The organism is Haloarcula rubripromontorii, assembly GCF_001280425.1.
Taxonomy (GTDB): Archaea; Halobacteriota; Halobacteria; order Halobacteriales; family Haloarculaceae; genus Haloarcula; species Haloarcula rubripromontorii.
Map to the genome: position 1 here is coordinate 116,000 of NZ_LIUF01000001.1, position 16,904 is coordinate 132,903.

The 16,904-nt window shown below is 63.7% G+C and carries 23 protein-coding genes; 16 read left to right on the top strand and 7 right to left on the bottom strand.

Annotated elements, in window-relative coordinates; all coding sequences use genetic code 11:
• Positions 1-36 precede the first annotated feature (36 nt).
• On the bottom strand, positions 37-309 hold the full coding sequence (locus tag AMS69_RS00635) for an HAH_0734 family protein (RefSeq protein WP_004963583.1): 273 nt from the start codon (positions 307-309) through the stop codon (positions 37-39).
• Between the two features lie 185 nt (positions 310-494).
• On the opposite strand from AMS69_RS00635, the gene AMS69_RS00640 reads away from it, so the two are divergent.
• The 7 genes from AMS69_RS00640 to AMS69_RS00670 all read left to right on the top strand — a co-directional run bounded on the left by AMS69_RS00640 (position 495) and on the right by AMS69_RS00670 (position 3,875).
• Positions 495-758: a hypothetical protein gene (locus tag AMS69_RS00640; protein ID WP_053966174.1), complete on the top strand. Its 264-nt coding sequence runs from the start codon at positions 495-497 to the stop codon at positions 756-758.
• Between the two features lie 117 nt (positions 759-875).
• Positions 876-1,154, top strand: a complete 279-nt coding sequence (locus AMS69_RS00645; RefSeq protein ID WP_053966175.1) for a 50S ribosomal protein L44e — start codon at positions 876-878, stop codon at positions 1,152-1,154.
• 2 nt (positions 1,155-1,156) lie between these two features.
• Positions 1,157-1,330, top strand: a complete 174-nt coding sequence (locus AMS69_RS00650) for a 30S ribosomal protein S27e (RefSeq protein WP_004518703.1) — start codon at positions 1,157-1,159, stop codon at positions 1,328-1,330.
• Position 1,331: 1 nt separating this feature from the next.
• Positions 1,332-2,132, top strand: a complete 801-nt coding sequence (locus AMS69_RS00655) for a translation initiation factor IF-2 subunit alpha (protein WP_053966176.1) — start codon at positions 1,332-1,334, stop codon at positions 2,130-2,132.
• 29 nt (positions 2,133-2,161) lie between these two features.
• Positions 2,162-2,344 (top strand): RNA-protein complex protein Nop10, encoded by a 183-nt coding sequence (locus tag AMS69_RS00660; RefSeq protein ID WP_053966177.1) that lies wholly within the window; start codon positions 2,162-2,164, stop codon positions 2,342-2,344.
• A 5-nt stretch (positions 2,345-2,349) separates the two neighbouring features.
• Positions 2,350-3,108 (top strand): proteasome assembly chaperone family protein, encoded by a 759-nt coding sequence (locus AMS69_RS00665; RefSeq protein WP_053966178.1) that lies wholly within the window; start codon positions 2,350-2,352, stop codon positions 3,106-3,108.
• A 143-nt stretch (positions 3,109-3,251) separates the two neighbouring features.
• Positions 3,252-3,875, top strand: coding sequence for a J domain-containing protein (locus tag AMS69_RS00670; RefSeq protein WP_053966179.1), 624 nt, complete (start codon positions 3,252-3,254; stop codon positions 3,873-3,875).
• Positions 3,876-3,893: 18 nt separating this feature from the next.
• On the opposite strand, the gene AMS69_RS00675 is transcribed toward AMS69_RS00670, so the two are convergent.
• Entirely contained in the window at positions 3,894-4,784 is an 891-nt protein-coding gene (locus AMS69_RS00675; protein WP_053966180.1) for a universal stress protein, read from the bottom strand.
• 239 nt (positions 4,785-5,023) lie between these two features.
• Between AMS69_RS00675 and AMS69_RS00680 the strand changes: the two genes are divergently transcribed.
• Positions 5,024-5,443 carry a universal stress protein gene (locus AMS69_RS00680; RefSeq protein WP_053966181.1) on the top strand — a complete coding sequence of 140 codons (420 nt, stop codon included), beginning with the start codon at positions 5,024-5,026 and terminating at the stop codon, positions 5,441-5,443.
• 107 nt (positions 5,444-5,550) lie between these two features.
• Here the strand turns inward: AMS69_RS00680 and AMS69_RS00685 are convergent, their stop codons facing one another.
• A complete protein-coding gene (locus AMS69_RS00685) occupies positions 5,551-6,564 on the bottom strand; it encodes an alcohol dehydrogenase catalytic domain-containing protein (protein WP_053966182.1) in 1,014 nt (337 codons plus the stop codon).
• An 80-nt stretch (positions 6,565-6,644) separates the two neighbouring features.
• Entirely contained in the window at positions 6,645-7,817 is a 1,173-nt protein-coding gene (locus AMS69_RS00690) for a threonine synthase (protein ID WP_053966183.1), read from the bottom strand.
• Between the two features lie 83 nt (positions 7,818-7,900).
• Between AMS69_RS00690 and AMS69_RS00695 the strand changes: the two genes are divergently transcribed.
• Positions 7,901-9,154: an NAD(P)/FAD-dependent oxidoreductase gene (locus AMS69_RS00695; protein ID WP_053966184.1), complete on the top strand. Its 1,254-nt coding sequence runs from the start codon at positions 7,901-7,903 to the stop codon at positions 9,152-9,154.
• A 35-nt stretch (positions 9,155-9,189) separates the two neighbouring features.
• Here AMS69_RS00695 and AMS69_RS20435 read toward each other — a convergent pair whose 3' ends face one another.
• Both AMS69_RS20435 and AMS69_RS00700 read right to left on the bottom strand, forming a co-directional pair.
• Positions 9,190-9,345: a hypothetical protein gene (locus AMS69_RS20435; protein WP_004518693.1), complete on the bottom strand. Its 156-nt coding sequence runs from the start codon at positions 9,343-9,345 to the stop codon at positions 9,190-9,192.
• Between the two features lie 37 nt (positions 9,346-9,382).
• Positions 9,383-10,063 carry a metallophosphoesterase gene (locus tag AMS69_RS00700; protein ID WP_053967001.1) on the bottom strand — a complete coding sequence of 227 codons (681 nt, stop codon included), beginning with the start codon at positions 10,061-10,063 and terminating at the stop codon, positions 9,383-9,385.
• 126 nt (positions 10,064-10,189) lie between these two features.
• Here AMS69_RS00700 and AMS69_RS00705 point away from each other — a divergent pair, with 126 nt between their 5' ends.
• From AMS69_RS00705 to AMS69_RS00710, 3 genes are read left to right on the top strand one after another with little or no spacing between them, the layout of a single operon-like run.
• Entirely contained in the window at positions 10,190-10,957 is a 768-nt protein-coding gene (locus tag AMS69_RS00705; RefSeq protein WP_053966185.1) for a DUF7839 domain-containing protein, read from the top strand.
• A gap of 46 nt (positions 10,958-11,003) precedes the next feature.
• Positions 11,004-11,159: a hypothetical protein gene (locus AMS69_RS20440; protein ID WP_202904502.1), complete on the top strand. Its 156-nt coding sequence runs from the start codon at positions 11,004-11,006 to the stop codon at positions 11,157-11,159.
• A 55-nt stretch (positions 11,160-11,214) separates the two neighbouring features.
• Positions 11,215-12,378 (top strand): thiolase family protein, encoded by a 1,164-nt coding sequence (locus AMS69_RS00710; RefSeq protein ID WP_053966186.1) that lies wholly within the window; start codon positions 11,215-11,217, stop codon positions 12,376-12,378.
• Positions 12,379-12,525: 147 nt separating this feature from the next.
• On the opposite strand, the gene AMS69_RS00715 is transcribed toward AMS69_RS00710, so the two are convergent.
• Positions 12,526-14,142, bottom strand: coding sequence for a S8 family serine peptidase (locus tag AMS69_RS00715; protein WP_274377993.1), 1,617 nt, complete (start codon positions 14,140-14,142; stop codon positions 12,526-12,528).
• Between the two features lie 467 nt (positions 14,143-14,609).
• Here AMS69_RS00715 and AMS69_RS00720 point away from each other — a divergent pair, with 467 nt between their 5' ends.
• From AMS69_RS00720 to AMS69_RS00735, 4 genes are all read left to right on the top strand, one after another.
• A complete protein-coding gene (locus AMS69_RS00720; protein ID WP_053967002.1) occupies positions 14,610-15,731 on the top strand; it encodes a pyridoxal phosphate-dependent aminotransferase in 1,122 nt (373 codons plus the stop codon).
• 204 nt (positions 15,732-15,935) lie between these two features.
• Positions 15,936-16,214, top strand: a complete 279-nt coding sequence (locus AMS69_RS00725; protein ID WP_004593670.1) for an ArsR/SmtB family transcription factor — start codon at positions 15,936-15,938, stop codon at positions 16,212-16,214.
• Between the two features lie 49 nt (positions 16,215-16,263).
• On the top strand, positions 16,264-16,560 hold the full coding sequence (locus AMS69_RS00730) for a hypothetical protein (protein ID WP_053967003.1): 297 nt from the start codon (positions 16,264-16,266) through the stop codon (positions 16,558-16,560).
• 109 nt (positions 16,561-16,669) lie between these two features.
• Positions 16,670-16,903, top strand: a complete 234-nt coding sequence (locus tag AMS69_RS00735; protein ID WP_053966188.1) for a DUF2249 domain-containing protein — start codon at positions 16,670-16,672, stop codon at positions 16,901-16,903.
• Position 16,904 lies beyond the last annotated feature (1 nt).

Genomic DNA, 16,904 nt, shown 5'->3' on the forward strand with positions numbered 1-16,904 from the left:
GGCGAACGACGGTTTTCGGGGATCGATGCGGATCGCTCAGGACTCGGCGTTCGGCGGCGCGCGCTCGCGGAGAACGGTGACGGCCTCGGCCTCGATGTCGTCCGTGTCCAGATGCATCGGGATGTACTCCTGGGTCTTGAACGTCTCTTCCTCGTCCTCCGAACCGATAGTACACCAGAGCTGTGGCCGGTCCGGGCCGTGCCAGTCGCCCTGCCGCGAGACCGAGAACACCTCGTACTCCTCGTCCTCGTACTCGATGCGGCCGCCCTTTCGGAGCCCCGGGTCGCCGTGGATAATGAGCTTCTTCATGCGCGTTCCTTTGCCAACAGCGTACTTAGTGACTTCGAAGGCGATTGCGACACAGCGCACCAGTCGACAGAGAGCGACGGGAGAGCATCTGTAACTAGAATGACCTTATATTCTTACCGATGATGTTTAGATGCTTAACATCCTGATAGCAGAGATTTATATATCCGAATCGATGACAGTCGTGTATGTTGAAACAACAGCAGCGGTCGTGCGAGCGGGCCTCAGTTGTCGTCAACCCGATGGACGACAACGGACGGATGGAACTCAGGGATATCGAGACCGACGAGACCTATGAGGTCGTGGACTACATCGACGACGAACTGGCCGCGAAGCTGGGGTCGCTTTCGACCGGCGAGGCCGTAAATCTCGAACTGCTAGCGGGCTCGGAGTCGGACGTGTTCGGTGCGGTCCGCATCGAGTCGACCGGTCCGTCGGCGCGGTTCCAGTAAACGGCCGCGGGACGGGGGGCGTTGGCGTCACATATGCAGCGATGCGGGGCGGGCGGCAGGTGCGAACCAAACGGGTTTTAAGCGGTCACGTCAAATCGCTCGGTAAGGCCGATATCTATGCAGATGCCACGACGATTCAACACGTACTGTCCGCACTGTAACGAGCATCAGGAACACGAAGTCGAGAAAGTCCGGAGCGGCCGTGAGACCGGCATGAAGTGGATCGACCGCCAGCGCGAGCGCAACTCCGGTATCGGGAACGACGGCAAGTTCTCGAAGGTCCCGGGTGGCGACAAGCCCACCAAGAAGACGGACCTCAAGTACCGCTGTGGCGAGTGTGGGAAGGCCCACCTCCGCGAGGGATGGCGCACCGGCCGACTGGAGTTCCAGGAGTAACGATGGCAGGAAGCTTCATCACCGTCGAATGCCCCGACTGCGAGAACGAACAGACGCTCTTCGAGAAGGCCGCGAGCGAGGTCTCGTGTGCCGTCTGTGGCCACACCATCGCCCGTCCGACGGGCGGGAAGGCCGACATCGAAGGCGAAGTGACCGCCGTCGTCGAGGCCCGATAGGATGAAATACAGCGGCTGGCCCGAACCGGGCGAACTCGTCGTCGGCAAGGTCGACGAGATCGAGGACTTCGGCGTGTTCGTCGACTTAGACGAGTACGAAGGCAAGCGCGGCCTCTGTCACATCTCTGAGGTCGCCAGCGGATGGATCAAGAACGTCCGTGACCACGTCAACGAAGGGCAGACAGTCGTTGCCAAGGTGCTTGACGTCGACGAGAGCGCCCAGCAGATCGACCTCTCGATCAAGGACGTCAACGACCACCAGCGAAAAGAGAAGATTCAGGAGTGGAAAAACGAGCAGAAGGCCGACAACTGGATGGAACTGGCCTTCGGCGAGGACCTAGACGACGAGACGTACGCCGCCATCGCCAACGAACTGCTGGCGGAGTTCGGGTCGATGTACGACGGCTTCGAGTCGGCGGCGATACACGGCACGGACGCCCTCGAAGACGTTGACCTCTCCGAGGAGGAGATCGACGCTATCGTCCAGACGGCCCGGAACAACGTCTCCGTGCCGTACGTGCAGGTCACCGGCTACGTCGACCTGTCCTGTCCCGAAAGCGACGGCGTCGACATCATCAAGGAAGCGCTGCAGGCCGCTGAGGGCAACGGCGAGGTCCCCGACGAGATCGAACTCGAAGTGACCTACGTCGGCTCGCCCGAGTACCGCATCCAGGTGCAAGCGCCCGACTACAAGACCGCCGAGGACGCGCTCGAAGAGAGCGCGGACCGCGCCGCGACGGTCGTCGAGCAACACGGTGGCACGGGGCAGTTCCACCGTGAGCGTAGCGAAGACGACGAGTAAGCCGGTTGTCGTTCAGTGAGTCACTACCGATGAAATCGGACATCCACGTCTGTACTGCCTGGGAGTCCGAGCACGACCGGCCGGTGTACACGCTGGACGATACCTGTCCGGAATGTGGGGCCGAAGCAGTCAATAGCGCACCCGCGCCGTTCTCGCCTGAAGACAGCTACGGCGAGTATCGACGTTCTCTTAAGCGCCGCAGCCGCGAATAAGCCGTATGGACGAATTCGACATCGAGACTGTAGCGGACCCCGACCTTGACGATCCGGTACTGGTCGAGGGGCTGCCCGGCGTCGGCCACGTCGGCAAACTCGCCGCCGAACACCTACTAGAGGAACTCGAAAGCGAGCTCGTTCGCCGTGTCTACTCAACACACTTCCCGCCACAGGTCAGCATTGACGACGGACAGGCAGAACTTGCCTGCGCCGAGTTCCACGCTGTGACCCCGGAAGAGGGCCAGGACCTGCTCGTGCTTTCCGGGAACCATCAGGCCCAGGACAACCAGGGCCACTATGGCCTGACCGACACGTTCCTCGACATCGCCGACGAGTTCGGCGTCCAGCGGGTGTTTGCCCTCGGCGGCGTCCCGACCGGCGAACTCATCGAGGAGTACGACGTGCTCGGCGCGACGACGACTGAGGATTTCAAGGAAACGCTGGAGGACGCTGGCGTTGCCTTCCGCGAGGACGAACCTGCGGGCGGTATCGTCGGCGTCTCCGGCCTGCTGCTGGGTCTGAGCAAGCGCCGCGACGTGCCAGCCAGTTGTCTCATGGGCGAGACATCGGGCTACCTGGTCGACCCTAAGAGCGCGCAGGCCGTCCTCGAAATCCTGCAGGAAGTCATCGGGTTCGAGGTCGACTACAGTTCGCTGGAGGACCGCGCCGACGAGATGGAGGAGGTCGTCCGGAAGATTCAGGAGATGGAACAGCAGAACTCCCCGTCGCCCACCGACGAGGATCTCAGATACATCGGCTGAGACGGATTCCTGTCCCCGTGTCTCGGCTTTCACCGACGGCGGAGCCGGTACCCTCCGGGACTGATTAGAGGGAGTCCGCCTGAAGCAGTCACCTGTTGCCGGAGAGCGGGAATTTCTTTACCACTGGACCCTAATTCAGGGCTGTGCAGACACAACCGGGTATGCCACCGGAGTGGCTGGTCCTCGGGCTCGCCCTCGGCGTCGCCGGAACCCTCGTTGTCGCCGGGCTATTCGTCCTCGCGAATCGTGTGTTTCCGGCTGAGCGGCCGAATCGGCAGGCGACAGACGGCGGGGAGATGCGACGCCGGGCGGAGCTTCGCGAGTACCTCACCGCTATCGACGAGCAGTTCGCCGAGAACCACTTCGTCGAGGGGCAACACGTCGCCTTCTATCTCCCCAAGCGGGACGTGGCAATCACGTTCGACGCCCGGGCGTACTACCGCATCGAGCGATCGCCGACTGTTCCCGTACTGGTCGAACACGAGATGCCGGGCGTCTATCTCGGCGCACGCCTGCCCTTCGAAACGCCCGAAGTTGACCTCGGCCCGGACCCCGAGGAGGAACCACACCCGACAGTCCAGGCGTTCAGCGAACTGGGACTGACACAGAGCGCGTCGCTGGACGACGTGAAATCGGCCTACCGCGAGCGCGTCAAGGAGGTCCATCCGGACCACGGTGGCAACGAGGACGAGTTCAAGCGCGTCCGGGAGGCGTACACCACTGCAAAACAGCACGCATCCGGGGCATCGCGACAGCGAGCGTCATAAGGGGAGACTGCAGGCCTGTCACTGCATCGGGACGCAGCAGACCGGGACAGACGAATGACGGACAACGGTCTCGGTGACGCTTCCGGTCAGATATCGCGTGAGGCCGGAGTGGCCGTGTGTTCCCATCGCAATGAGATCGATATCGTGTTCCTCACTGTAGGAGAGAATCGCGCGTGCAGCCGGGCCGCTTGCGATGTTGCCTGCAACACTGACATCCGCGTCGCTGGCACGCTCATGGACCGCCTCAAGTGCCTCCTGACCGGTTTGCTCAAGCGCCTCGTGAATCTCTGTCGCTCCTTCAGCGCCGCCGAACCGGCTCGTGTCGACAGAATAGAGCGTGTGTACGGTTGCGTCATACAGTTCCGCTAGCGTGATTCCCCATTCGATTGCGAGTGCTGCCCCTTCGCTGCCGTCAGTCGGGAGGAGAATGTTGTCGTACCGTTGATCACCGATTTCGACGATATCCCCATCCGGAGTGACTGTGACGATTGGAACAGCGGCAGTCCGGAGCGTCTTTTCTGCGACACTCCCGAGTGCAACCCGTTCGAACCCTGTCCGTCCCTGCGTCCCCATAACAATGAGATCGATGTCGTGAGCATCGACGTAGTCGTTGATCGCCTGAAACGGAATCCCCGACTCGACAGCGGTAGTGATTTGCCCGGAGAGATGCGCCCTCGCGAGTGTCGCGATGGAGTCTACCGCCCGTTCAGCCGCCTCCGTGAGGAGACGCTCCCGGTCGGTCTGCCCATCAGAATTCAGGTCCGGTTCGATGTCACGGGCGTCAACTGCTGACAGTACGTGGAGGTCGGCACCGATTGTGGCAGCGAGATCGATACCTCGCCGAGCCCCTATTCGCGCCCCGTCACTGCCGTCGGTCGGCACGAGAATCGAGTTGATCGGTTGGCTCATAGCCACGGTTTGACAGGCTATTGATTTAACACTACGTTCGATTCCCGCACATTGCAGAGTGAGTTTACGACCGCCCTGTGTTGCGTACGTGTACTGCATCTTGCACGCCTCGGTCAACGGACGCCGAACCGACCAGCTGCCGCCGGCAAGAAGATGGGCGTTCACAGCCGACGGGACTGCGTCGCGCCTCTGAACCAGGCGCACCACCATTTTATCCACAGGCTGACCGTAGTCGCGATATGATCGAACGGATTCTCGTTCCGATGGACGATTCGGAAATGGCCCGGCGAGCGCTTGCGTACGCCCTTGAGAACCATCCCGACGCGGAGATTACTGTCTTACACGTCGCGGGCGGACCGTCGCCGTTGGGAGGAGCGGCCACCGCGCTTGCTCTTTCGGATGATGTCGAAGCGGCCGCCGAGGAGCGTGCGGAGGAAGTATTCGACGACGCTCGTGAGCGCGCCGCCGAGTACGATGTGGAAATAACCACTGAAGTGCAACTGGGCCACCCGGTCCGGGCGATTCTGAATAGAGCTGCCGACTTCGATGCGGTCGTACTCGGAACGCACGGCGGCTCGTTATCCGATCGGCTGGTCGTCGGGAACGTCGCTCAGAAAGTGTTCCGTAACTCGCCTGTTCCAGTCATCATTGCCCGATAAGTGGTGGCAAGGCCGATAGATGGACTGCCCCAAGCATCGACAGTGACGGGACACCGACCGTCTGTGCCAGACTCAGTCTGGAAAGTTTCTGGGGGTCGCGGGAGTGACTACGGCGTCACGACGAGTTTGCCGACGCTATCTCGGTCCTGCATTGCCGCAAACGCCGCATCGGTCTCTTCAAGCGAGTACGTCTCCCCGATTTCCGGAGAGAGTGTACCGTCAGCGACGAGGCCGACGAGTCGCTCCAGGTCACCCTGTGTTCCCATCGTACTCCCGATGACGCGCTTGTGGCCGAGAAACAGGTCTGGAATGTCGATCTCGGACGTGCCGCCGGCCGTCCGCCCACAGACCGCCATCCGGCCGCCGCGACGGAGAACGTCCAGCCCGACCTGCGTGTACTCGCCGCCGAGGTGATTGAGCACGGCGTCGACCGGCCCGACCTCGCTGACTGCCGCCCGAATCTCGTCCGGGTCGGTGCTCTCGACGGCGTGGTCCAGGCCGAGCGATTCGACGCGGTCGAGTTTCGCCCGCGAGGAGGAGGTGCCGGCGGTGTGAGCGCCGAGCGCGTCGGCGAGTTGCACGCCAGCGACGCCGACGCCGCCGGTGACGCCCGGCACGAACACCGTATCGCCCGGTCCGGTCTCGACCCGGTGGAGCATGTGGAAGGCGGTCATGTAGGCCGTCGGGAGTGCGGCCGCCTCGACCATGTCCACGCCGTCGGGAAGCGCGACGAGCCGGTCGGCCCGGACGCGGGCCGATTCGGCGAGGCCGCCGTGGTACAGCGAGAAGTTCGCACAGAGGTTCTCAGGCCCCTCACGGCAGTAGCGACACGTTCCACAGGTCTCGTTCGGGCAGAGTACAACACGGTCTCCGGGTTCGACGGCGGTGACACCCTCGCCCACGGCGTCGACGGTCCCGGCCACGTCGAGGCCGCTGACAAACGGCAAATCGTCGGTGTCGACCATCGCGGAGTCGCCTTCGAGAATCCAGAGGTCGTGGCGGTTGATAGCACACGCCTCGACGGAGACGACCGCCTCACCGCGTCCGGGTTCAGGGGTCGGTCGGTTGACGAGCGAGACGCCGTCCGGGCCAGTGAGTTCGCTGAACGCTGCGGCGCGCATCAGGCAAGTGTTGTGCCACGACGGGTTAAACAGCACCGAAGCGTGCGGTGTCGTGCCACAGCGGCCCTATTCCGACCGGCTCAGATGCCCTGGCTCATGAGGTGACTGCGCAGGAGGTCCGCCTCCTTGCTGCCGGCGACGGGGTTTACCAGGACGACCACGTCGTCGCCGTCGAAGGCACCGTCGTCGGCCAGCGCCCGTGCGCCAGCGATGGCGGTCCCGCCGGTCGCGCCTGTTTCCGGCCCCATCTCGCAGCCGTCGACGGCACCGGCCAAGATGTCCTTGTCGGGGACGGCGACGCCGCCTCCGCCCGAACGCTCCAGCGAGTCCAGCGCCGCCGTGCCGGCCGCGGGGTCGGGCACTTCGAGCGGGCCGACGATGGTGTCGGGGTGCTCGACGGTCGCCGGTTCGTCGTCGCCCTCGCGTGCGGCGTCGGCGATGGCGGCCGCCGAATCGGGCTGTGCGGCGTAGATTCGCGGGACCGACTCCGTGAGGCCGCTGTCGGCTGCTGTCTGAAAGCCGCGTTCGAGACCGACGACCGTCTCGCCGTGGCCGGTAGGGTGGACCACCGCGTCGGGGACCGCCCAGTCGAGGTCGTCAGCCGTCTCGAAGGCGACGGACTTGGCCCCCTCGATACGGAACGGGTGGCCGGGCGCGACCGGGACCCAGCCATCGGCGGCCTCGGCCAGTTCCTCGTCGAAGGCCGCGACGGCGTCGTCGTACCGCCCCTCGACGACGCGCATGTCGCCGCCGTGGACGTTCACCATCGCCTTGTTGAGGAACGGACACCGCGAGGGGACGAAGCCCTTCGACTCGACGCCGGCCCGGGCCGCGTAGGCGGCGCTGGCCTGCGCGCCGTTGCCCGTCGAGGGCGTCACGACGCGCTCGGTCCCACGCTGGGTGGCGGCAGTGACCGAGAGCGAGAGCTTCCGGTCCCCCAGCGAGGCCGTCGGGTTGCGCCCCTCGTCTTTGACGTACACCGCATCGACGCCGAGTTCCTCGGCCAGGTCCGGGACCGGGACCAGCGGCGTCGCCCCCTCCCCGAGCGTCACCGTCGCGTCGTGAGGGAACGGCCGCAGCGGCTCGTAGCGGCCCGGCCCCGTCGTGTCGGGCAGCGCCGCCGGCGTCAGCTCCGGAACGTCGTAGTCGCCCACGAGGACCCCGCCGCAGTCGGGACAGCGGTCCGCCGTGCTGTCGGTTTCCGCACCACACGCCGTGCAGGTGAGGCCGCGAAACGCCGCAGTCGTCTCCATGTCTCCCACTGGGGACGGGACGACCAAGTGTGGTCCGGTCCCGCTTCAGCACGCTCTTGTCCCGTGCGGTCGAACCGGAGGGTATGACAGATGTCGTCGTCGCCGGAGGCGGACTCGCCGGGCTGGTCGCCGCCCGGCACGTGGCGGAGTCGGGCCGAGACGTGACCGTCTTCGAACAGGCCTCGGAGGTCGGGGGTCGCGTCCGGACGGCCCACGAGGACGGCTACACGTTCGACCGCGGGTTCCAGGTGATGTTCACTGCGTACCCTGCGGCCAAGCGTGAACTCGACATCGAGGCGCTCGCCCCGCGGACGTTCACGCCGGGCGCGACCATCGCCAGCCCGAACCACCGCTCGGTGCTGTCGGACCCGCTCCGCAACCCCACGGCCGCGCCACAGACGCTGCTCAACACCGACGTGCGCACGGCCGACAAGCTCAGGCTGTTCCGGCTCCAGCGCGAACTGGCCGGCGTCGAGCCGGTCGAACTGCTCTCTCGTGGCGGCCGGACCATCCGGGAGTACCTCGCCGACTACGGCTTCTCACAGCGGTTCGTCGAGCGGTTCGCCGCACCGTTCTACGGCGGTATCACCCTCGACCGCTCGCTGGGCACCGACAGCAGCATCTTCGAGTACACCTACAAGATGCTGAGCGAGGGCGAGATATTCGTCCCCGCCGACGGGATGCAGGCGATGCCGCGCCAGCTCGCCGACCGCGCTCGCTCGGCGGGAGTGACCATCGAGACCGACGCGGCCGTCACAGACATGGAGATCCACGACGGCGAGATCACTGCCGAGGTGGGCACGGAGACGGTGACGGCCGAAAGCGCCGTCGTTGCGACGGACCCGCAGACAGCGGCTGAACTGACGGATATCGATGCGATTCCGACTGAGCCCGTCGGCTGTGTCACCCAGTACTTCGCGCTCCCGACGAACCGCGCCCCGACGACCGGGCAGCGCATCATCCTCAACGCGGCGGACGACCGGCCAAACACCGTCGCGCCGCTGTCGGCTGTCGCCAGTGAGTACGCGCCCGCGGGAATGGAGCTATACAGCGCCACCTTCCTCGGAACCCCCGAAGCGAGCGACGAGGAACTGGCCGCCGAGGTTCGGGACGCACTTCAGTCGTGGTACCCGAGCGCGAGCTTCGAGGCGCTCGAACACCTCCGGACTGACCGAGTTCCGTTCTCACAGTTCGCCCAGCCACCGGGATACCGGGAATCGCTCCCGGACCCGACAGCGCCGGACGGGAACGCGGTCCTGGCTGGCGACTACACCCGCTGGTCGTCGATACAGGGCGCGCTGGAGAGCGGCAAGGTCGCCGCTGATCTGCTACGATAGTAGAACTGCTGAGACAACTCCGAAGCGACGGCGGTCTATGCGGCTGGACCGCCGCTATTCGTGTTTCCCTCGTGGTCGGGCCCCTCCCCTTCGAGGACTTCAGAGACGTACTTTATTGTCGCGAAGTACAGCAGCAGTAGCGAAAGCAGCGTAATCGCGATGAGACCCAGCGCGATTTCTGTCTGAACCATATTCCAGCGTCCACCGTCGCGGCTCAAATACTTACCGTTATAGCATGCGGCGGAACTCCCCCAGCGGCGGGAACGATAGGGTCTCGCGGCCGCTCTCGTCCCAGACCACCGGCTCCAGCCGGTCGGCGTCGGTGACCAGCGGGGACTGGAAGTCACCGGCGCGCATCTCGTTGACCTCGACGCCGGCGTTCAGCCTGTTGAACGACGGGAGCATCACGACATCGCTGCCGCGGTACTGACCGCTCCCGACAAGGTAGCAGGGCTGGCGTTGCCCCTCAATGCTGATCGTGGGGTGGTCATGTCCGACGACGTAGCGGTCGGCGTCGGCTTCGGGGGCCTCGTGGCCGTGGCAGACGACGGTGTCGCCGACCCGGTACTCCGGCTCGGTCGGCCCGTCCCACACGCTGTCGAGCATCGTGTCGTGGTTGCCCGGCGTCACGAGCAGGCGCGCACCGGCCGTCCGGCAGGCCTCCCTGAGGCCGGCGACGGTACTCTCGACCGACCGGGGAACGGTCTGGAACGAGTGGAGGAGGTCACCGGCGATAACGACCTCCGCTGGCTTGTGGCGCTCGACGAGCGACTGGAACCGCTGGAGCATGTCCGAGCCGGATCCGACCGGGAGTTCGAGGTTTCCGCCGGTGCCCCGGCCGACGTGGAGGTCCGCGACGACGAGCGTCTCCCCGAACAGGAGCGCACGGTCGTCATAGCTGGCTGTCATCGCCGTGGAGTCGGCGCTGCCGACGGTTATATTGTCGGTCACGCGAACGCTCGGCGCGGGGCTGCCCGCGTATCTGGGCCTGACAGTGTCGGTGGTATTTTTACCCGCGACTCCCGTGACTCCTGTATGGTCGACGTCCTGGAGAACAAGCGGGCCGCGACGCGGTTTCGGGTCCTCGTGGAAATCGCCGAGCGCCAGCCCGCAGTGAGTCAGGGCGAAATCGCCGATGCCGTCGGCGTGACGAGCCAGGCCGTCAGCGAGTACATCCGCGAACTCGTCGACGACGGCCTCGTTGAGAAAGAGGGGCGGTCCCGCTACCGGGTCACCAAGGAGGGCGTCGACTGGGTGTTCCAGTCTGCGACCGATGTCCGACGGTTCGCCGACCACGTCACCGACGACGTACTCGGGAGCGTGCAGGAGGACGCTGCCATCGCCACGGCGGATCTGAAAGAAGGAGAGACGGTGACACTCTCGCTGTCGGACGGGCTGTTGCACGCCCATCCCGGCGGCGGCGACGCGACAGGCGTGACAACGACGAGCGCCGCGGAGGGCGAAGTCGTCGGTGTCACCGGCTTCGAGGGCGTCATCGACCTCGACCCCGGCCACGTCAGCGTCATTCAGGTCCCGCCGGTCCGGACGGGGCCAGTCGAGAACATCGACGAGATCGCCACAGCCTGTGCAGATGTTCCCATCGTCACCGCAGCGGGCGTCGAGTCCGTCGTTGCGCTCCGCGATGCCGACATCGAACCGACGACACATTTCGCGGCTGGCGAGGTGGCCGCTGCGGCCGCATCGCGGGGACTCGATGCCGTGGTCGTCGCGACACAGGACACCGTGGGGCGTGTGACCGACGCCCTTCGCGATGCGAGCGTCGACTACGACGTGACGCAGTGACTCACGAGTAGCGGGACTTTTCTGGTCGGCTGCCGTCGGGACAGCCATGAGCGATCACGAAATCCATGCTGCTGTCGAGGCGTTCCTGAACGAAGCCGACGACGCCTACGGGGAGTACGAGCAAGGATACACCGACGCTGATGCGACGCTCCGCCGGCTTGAAACGGCCATCGAGGAACTGCGGACGACGGCCGAAGAGTAGGAGGCCGTCCATCGTCGGGCGAACAGTATTGTAGGCTCAGATTCATGTAGCCCGTATGACGGATGTGGTTCTGGTAGACGGCGCACGCACCGCACACGGTGAACTGCTGGGAGGCCTCGCAGAACGAAGCGCGATAGCGCTGGGTACGGCAGCCGTCGAGGGACTGCTTGACCGAACCGCCATTGATAAAGACAGTGTCGACTGGGTCGGCCTCGGAAACGCGGTACAGGCGGGCGTCGGCCAAGTTCCGGCCAGACAAGTCGTCGTCGAGTCGCCGCTCCCTGACGATGTCGCCGCCACGACGCTCAACGAGGCATCGGGGTCCGGGTTGCGGGCGATCACGACCGCCGCCGACCGTATCGAGGCCGGTCGGGCGTCGGTGTGTTTCGCCGGCGGTATGGAGTCGATGTCGAACGCGCCGTATCTCGTTCCGGATATGCGCGGCGGTCGCCGACACGGGAACAGCGAACTCGTCGACGCGATGATCTGGGACTCGCTGTGGGACAAACACTACGACGCGCACATGGGCACGCTGACGGAGGCCCTCGCCGCAGAGCACGACATCAGTCGCGAGGCTCAAGACGAGTACGCTCGGCGGAGCAACCACCGTGCCGGTGAGGCCATCCAGTCCGGGACGTTCACCGAAGAACTCGTCCCCGTGGAAACAGCGGATGGCCTCGTGACAGAGGACGAAGGGCCGCGGCCCGACACGACGCTGGATCGGCTGGCGGCGCTTCCACCGGCGTTTTCGGACGGAGGCACGATCACCGCCGGCAACGCCTCGAAGCTCTCGGACGGAGCGGGTGCAGTGGTGCTGGCCGACGCCGAGACGGTCGATCGCGAAGGGCTGGGACCGATGGCCCACGTCGAAGATTACGCGGTTGCCTACCGTGACCCGTCGGAATTCTCTATCGCCGTCCGCGACGTTGTCGAAAAACTGCTTGAGCGCAACGACCTCGCCGTCGCCGACGTGGACCACTTCGAACTCAACGAGGCGTTTGCTGCGCAGATGGTGTACGTCGCCGACGAACTCGACATCCCCGCCGAGAAACACAACCCGCTCGGCGGCGCAGTGGCGCTCGGGCACCCCATCGGAGCCAGCGGCGGCATCCTCATGACCACGATGCTGTATGCGATGGAACGAGCGGACCACCATCGCGGCATCGTGGGGATGAGCGTCGGCGGTGGCGGCGCGATTGCGATGTCTGTGGTCCGATAGGATCCGCCAGCGACGAGGCGAGTGAGCGTCGGCGGTGGCGGCGCGATTGCCACAGCAAAACCGGCGCGAAACCCCGGTGAACTGAAAGCCGAAGGGCAAGCGGACACTACGCACGAAACCAGTCGAAACGAGAGAATAGCAGCTGGATTACGAGCTTGTGTTTCCGATTTCCTCCAGTGAGAGTGTGTAGTCTCCGCGTCCGCTGTAGACATACACGAGTATGCCTATTTCGCTGACCTGCGAGAAGTCGTCGATGATTATCTGTTCGTTGCTGTCCTGCGTGTAGGACGCGCGGTCGTAGTCGTTCGGCGTGGGTATGCGACCGTCGAAGGAGACATAGAGGTCGAAGTCAGCATCAGACGGGCCATCGAGGCTGAGGATCAACTGCAGAGGCGAGTCCGTCTCCAGGGCGTACGTGTACGTATCATAGTCAAGCATCCCACTGAGTGAGCCGGACGACTCAGTGGTGATACGGTCTTTTGCTTCAGAAGAGACAGAGACGTTGACTGAGGTAGTTGCCTCGGCACCGTCATTATCTGTCACAGTGACGGTAACGGTGTAGTCGCCAGTGTCGGTGTACGTGTGGCTGACCTCTGCTGCGTCCGAACCCGTAACGGGGTCTGAGCCGTCGCCGAACTCCCAGCGGTAGTTCGTTATCGAGCCGTCGGGATCACGGGAGCCGCTGGCATCGAAGATAATCTCTCTGTTGACAGTGACAGTTCGTGAGTCGTCGTTGAGCGTCACGATTGGCGGTTCGTTTTTCGATCCGCCGCCGGCGGTGACGAAGTTGTATGCATCCGCAAGGCCGACACCGACGAACTTGCTGTCCTCACTCAATGGCTGGGCAGTGTCGAGAAGGTTCTGTCGGGTCTGGCTGACGGGCCAATCGTGTCTGTCGAGTCCGAGCGCCGCAACGCCGGCGACAGCAGGACACGCCATTGAGGTTCCGGGGAACTGCGCGTAGTCCCCTCCGGGAACGGATGAGAGGACGTCATTGCCCGGAGCCGCGATGTCGACCTTCTCACCGTAGTTCGAGAACTCGGTCGGACTCTTGTTCTGATCGACGGCACCGACGGCGACGCATTCTTCGTAGGCTGCTGGGTACGACACGTCCTGCTGGCTTGGAGGGTCACCGTCCTTGTGGTTACCGGCTGCACAGATGAGGAGGACACCCTGATTCCATGCGTACGAAACAGCGTTTTTCATCGTCTGGTTGTAGCCGCCGCCACCGAGTGACATATTGATAATGTCCGCCCCCTGATCAGTCGCCCACTCGACAGCGTTAGCGATATCGGCGGTTCGGCCCCCGTTCGGACCGAGTGCACGACAACTCAGGAGCCGTGAGTTACTGACACCTGCGATACCGGTTTCGTCGTTCGTTTCGCCGGCAGCGATGCCGGAGACGTGTGTCCCATGCTGAGCGGATTGCGGTGCGGGGTCGCTGTCGTTGTCGACGAAGTCCCGTCCCTTCTGGCTCCCGAACTGCCCGTCAAGATCGGGATGGGTGTAATCTGTCCCAGTGTCTATGACAGCGATGGTGACGTCTTTGCTACCGAAGGTAACATCCCAGGCTTTCGGGGCGTTGACCAGTTGTGGCGCGTACTGGCTGTCGAACTTCGGGTCATTCGGAACCGTGGCGATCGGCTCGCGAACGTGATTGAATTCCGTGTATTTGACTCCGTCAATCGCTTCGACCGTCGGAAGGAGTTCCTCCTTGAATTCCTGAGGGACTGCTGAACGAAGGTACGAAAGTGACTCGTTCACGTCAATAATATCAAGCTGTTCAAGGTCGGATCGCTCCTTTATTTTGTTATGAACATCTGATGCGTTTTTATCATTTGATACACCGATCAGATATTCTTCTGTGTCAGTTTTTTGTGATGCACTGGCTTCTCCACCGAAAGCTGCGACCGTTACGGCGGAACCGAGCATCTTGATGACTGATCTTCTGGACGGTTTCGGCAGAGTATGTCGGGACATCCGACTCCCACTAAATATGGGTAGGTTATAAAACTAATATATAATTCATCATGCAGCCCGATATGTAATAAATAAAGTCACATAAACTGCATTATGTTTACGCGTCAATTTTGATATCTGATATATAATGGAATAGTTATAAACATAAAAGCTGTTTACTTTGGTCGGTGGATACAGCAGAACAGACGGTGGATGCTATTGCTACCGAAGCACAAGGAAGAATTATCGGGCCGGCCGCCCCGAAACAGAGTATGACCGAATTCTCCCGGCGGGTAGAGCAGGTATCGATTTCGGGCATCCGCGAAGTGTTCGAGGCGGCCGGCGAAGACGCCATCAACCTCGGCCTCGGCCAGCCGGATTTTCCGACGCCGGAGCACGCCCGGCAAGCGGCCGTCGAGGCAATTCAGGCTGGGGAAGTCGACGCCTACACGTCGAACAAGGGGACCGAGGAACTCCGGGAGGCCATCGCCGCCAAACACGCCCGGGACAACGACCTCGACGTCGACCCCGGGGACATCATTGCCACGTCGGGCGGGAGCGAGGCGCTGCATATCGCGCTGGAGGCCCATGTTGATGCAGGAGAGGAAGTCATCTTCCCGGACCCCGGATTCGTCTCCTACGACGCCCTGACCCATCTGGCCGGCGGGACGCCGCGGCCGGTCCCGCTGCGTGAGGACCTCACGATGGCCCCCGAGACGGTCGAAGAGGCCATCACCGAGGACACGGCGGCGTTCGTCGTGAACTCGCCGGCGAACCCGACTGGCGCAGTGCAGTCCCCCGAGGACATGCGGGAGTTCGCCCGTATCGCCGACGAACACGACGTGCTGTGTATCTCCGACGAGGTGTACGAACACCAGGTGTTCGAAGGCGAGCACCGCTCGCCGGCGGAATTCAGCGAGACTGAGAACGTCGTCGTCGTCAACGCCTGCTCGAAGGCGTACTCGATGACGGGCTGGCGGCTCGGCTGGGTCACCGGCTCCACCGACCGCATCGAGCGGATGCTACGGGTCCACCAGTACGCACAGGCCTGTGCGTCGGCCCCGGCCCAGTACGCCGCCGAGGCGGCGCTGACAGGGCCACAGGACCCCGTCGCGGAGATGCGCGACGCGTTCGAGGAGCGACGGGACGTGCTGCTCGACGGCCTCGAAGAGATGGGACTCGACTGTCCGACGCCGAAGGGCGCGTTCTACGCGATGCCGAAGGTCCCCGACGGCTGGGTCGACGAGGTCATCGACCGCGGCGTCGTCGTCGTCCCCGGCGACGCCTTCGGCGAACACGGCGCGGGCTACGCCCGCATCTCCTACGCGACGGACATGGAGACGCTGAAAGAGGCCATCGACATCATGGCCGACGCGACAGCAGCGGTCCGCTGAGCGGGTGGTCACTGGCGGCACCTAGTGCGCAGTCGCCCCGAAATTGGAACAGTCTCGGAAGAGAGTGCGAAGAAACGCTTTATCCGCCGCCCGTTTTGACTCCGGTATCCCATCGTGGCATATGTATCCGAGTCCAGCGGGCTGTTCGACGGGGAGAGACAAAACTATACGACGGGCAGACGCAGGTCCCGGGAGGACAGTGGGATGGAGAAAGCGCTCTGGTACCTGCTGACGGCGACGCGCGGCGGCGCCAACCGGGCGCGTATCATCGACGCTCTCTCGGACCGACCGATGAACGCCAACGAACTCGCCGACGAACTCGACGTGGGCTACAAGACGATCAGACATCACATGGAACAGCTAGAGGACCACGACGTGGTCGAATCCGGCGACGAGGAGTACGCCAAACTCTACTTCCTGACCGACCGGTTCGACAACTACCGCGATACCTTCGAGGAGATCGTGGAGAAAATGGACGAATGAGAGAACAAATCACCAGGGCCGCGACCGGCAGGCATGCGAGGTGGCGCTGATGGCGATGGGACCGCTCATCACTGCCGCGGCGGCGCTAGCGGGGCTCAACGTCCTGTTACTACTGCCGCTGCTGGGTGTCTGGGTCCGAAACTACGCGACGTTCCGGACGGGACTCGTCGCCGGCCTCATCGCCTTCGCCGTCGCCATGCTCGCCGAGAACGCCATCGCCGTCTACTTCTTTTTCTCGATGCAGAGCTTCTACGCCGGCGACCCACACGTCCAGCAAGCCGTACTGGTCCTGCGCTCGCTGCAGTTTATCGCCATCGCCGGACTGAGCTACACGACGCTCCGGTGACCTGCGGGTCGCAGCGACGGTCCGTTTTCCGATACGCATATCGGAACCGCACCGTCGTCCGAACACGTTCGGGAGAACTGTCTGACTGGCTGGGACCGTCATCGGACGTATGAGTACGGACCAGCAAGAGTCGGTACGAGAACTCGACGTTCGGGACGTCGAGGGGGAGCCGTTCGGACAGATCATGGACGCGCTCGACTCTGTCAGCGAAAGCGAGGCGCTCAGGCTGGTGAACAGCTTCGAGCCGGTGCCGCTGTACGACGTTCTCACGAGGAAGGGATACCAGTACGACGCGGAACAGGTCGCCGACGAGGAGTGGCACGTCACGATACGGCCGGAGTGAG

What these genes read in the sequence shown, in the direction of transcription:
- AMS69_RS00635 (WP_004963583.1), bottom strand. Translation starts at nt 309, where the DNA reads ATGAAGAAGCTCATTATCCACGGCGACCCGGGGCTCCGAAAGGGCGGC.
- AMS69_RS00640 (WP_053966174.1), top strand. Translation starts at nt 495, where the DNA reads ATGTTGAAACAACAGCAGCGGTCGTGCGAGCGGGCCTCAGTTGTCGTC.
- AMS69_RS00645 (WP_053966175.1), top strand. Translation starts at nt 876, where the DNA reads ATGCAGATGCCACGACGATTCAACACGTACTGTCCGCACTGTAACGAG.
- AMS69_RS00650 (WP_004518703.1), top strand. Translation starts at nt 1,157, where the DNA reads ATGGCAGGAAGCTTCATCACCGTCGAATGCCCCGACTGCGAGAACGAA.
- AMS69_RS00655 (WP_053966176.1), top strand. Translation starts at nt 1,332, where the DNA reads ATGAAATACAGCGGCTGGCCCGAACCGGGCGAACTCGTCGTCGGCAAG.
- AMS69_RS00660 (WP_053966177.1), top strand. Translation starts at nt 2,162, where the DNA reads ATGAAATCGGACATCCACGTCTGTACTGCCTGGGAGTCCGAGCACGAC.
- AMS69_RS00665 (WP_053966178.1), top strand. Translation starts at nt 2,350, where the DNA reads ATGGACGAATTCGACATCGAGACTGTAGCGGACCCCGACCTTGACGAT.
- AMS69_RS00675 (WP_053966180.1), bottom strand. Translation starts at nt 4,784, where the DNA reads ATGAGCCAACCGATCAACTCGATTCTCGTGCCGACCGACGGCAGTGAC.
- AMS69_RS00680 (WP_053966181.1), top strand. Translation starts at nt 5,024, where the DNA reads ATGATCGAACGGATTCTCGTTCCGATGGACGATTCGGAAATGGCCCGG.
- AMS69_RS00685 (WP_053966182.1), bottom strand. Translation starts at nt 6,564, where the DNA reads ATGCGCGCCGCAGCGTTCAGCGAACTCACTGGCCCGGACGGCGTCTCG.
- AMS69_RS00690 (WP_053966183.1), bottom strand. Translation starts at nt 7,817, where the DNA reads ATGGAGACGACTGCGGCGTTTCGCGGCCTCACCTGCACGGCGTGTGGT.
- AMS69_RS00695 (WP_053966184.1), top strand. Translation starts at nt 7,901, where the DNA reads ATGACAGATGTCGTCGTCGCCGGAGGCGGACTCGCCGGGCTGGTCGCC.
- AMS69_RS20435 (WP_004518693.1), bottom strand. Translation starts at nt 9,345, where the DNA reads ATGGTTCAGACAGAAATCGCGCTGGGTCTCATCGCGATTACGCTGCTT.
- AMS69_RS00700 (WP_053967001.1), bottom strand. Translation starts at nt 10,063, where the DNA reads ATGACAGCCAGCTATGACGACCGTGCGCTCCTGTTCGGGGAGACGCTC.
- AMS69_RS00705 (WP_053966185.1), top strand. Translation starts at nt 10,190, where the DNA reads ATGGTCGACGTCCTGGAGAACAAGCGGGCCGCGACGCGGTTTCGGGTC.
- AMS69_RS20440 (WP_202904502.1), top strand. Translation starts at nt 11,004, where the DNA reads ATGAGCGATCACGAAATCCATGCTGCTGTCGAGGCGTTCCTGAACGAA.
- AMS69_RS00710 (WP_053966186.1), top strand. Translation starts at nt 11,215, where the DNA reads ATGACGGATGTGGTTCTGGTAGACGGCGCACGCACCGCACACGGTGAA.
- AMS69_RS00720 (WP_053967002.1), top strand. Translation starts at nt 14,610, where the DNA reads ATGACCGAATTCTCCCGGCGGGTAGAGCAGGTATCGATTTCGGGCATC.
- AMS69_RS00725 (WP_004593670.1), top strand. Translation starts at nt 15,936, where the DNA reads ATGGAGAAAGCGCTCTGGTACCTGCTGACGGCGACGCGCGGCGGCGCC.
- AMS69_RS00730 (WP_053967003.1), top strand. Translation starts at nt 16,264, where the DNA reads ATGGCGATGGGACCGCTCATCACTGCCGCGGCGGCGCTAGCGGGGCTC.
- AMS69_RS00735 (WP_053966188.1), top strand. Translation starts at nt 16,670, where the DNA reads ATGAGTACGGACCAGCAAGAGTCGGTACGAGAACTCGACGTTCGGGAC.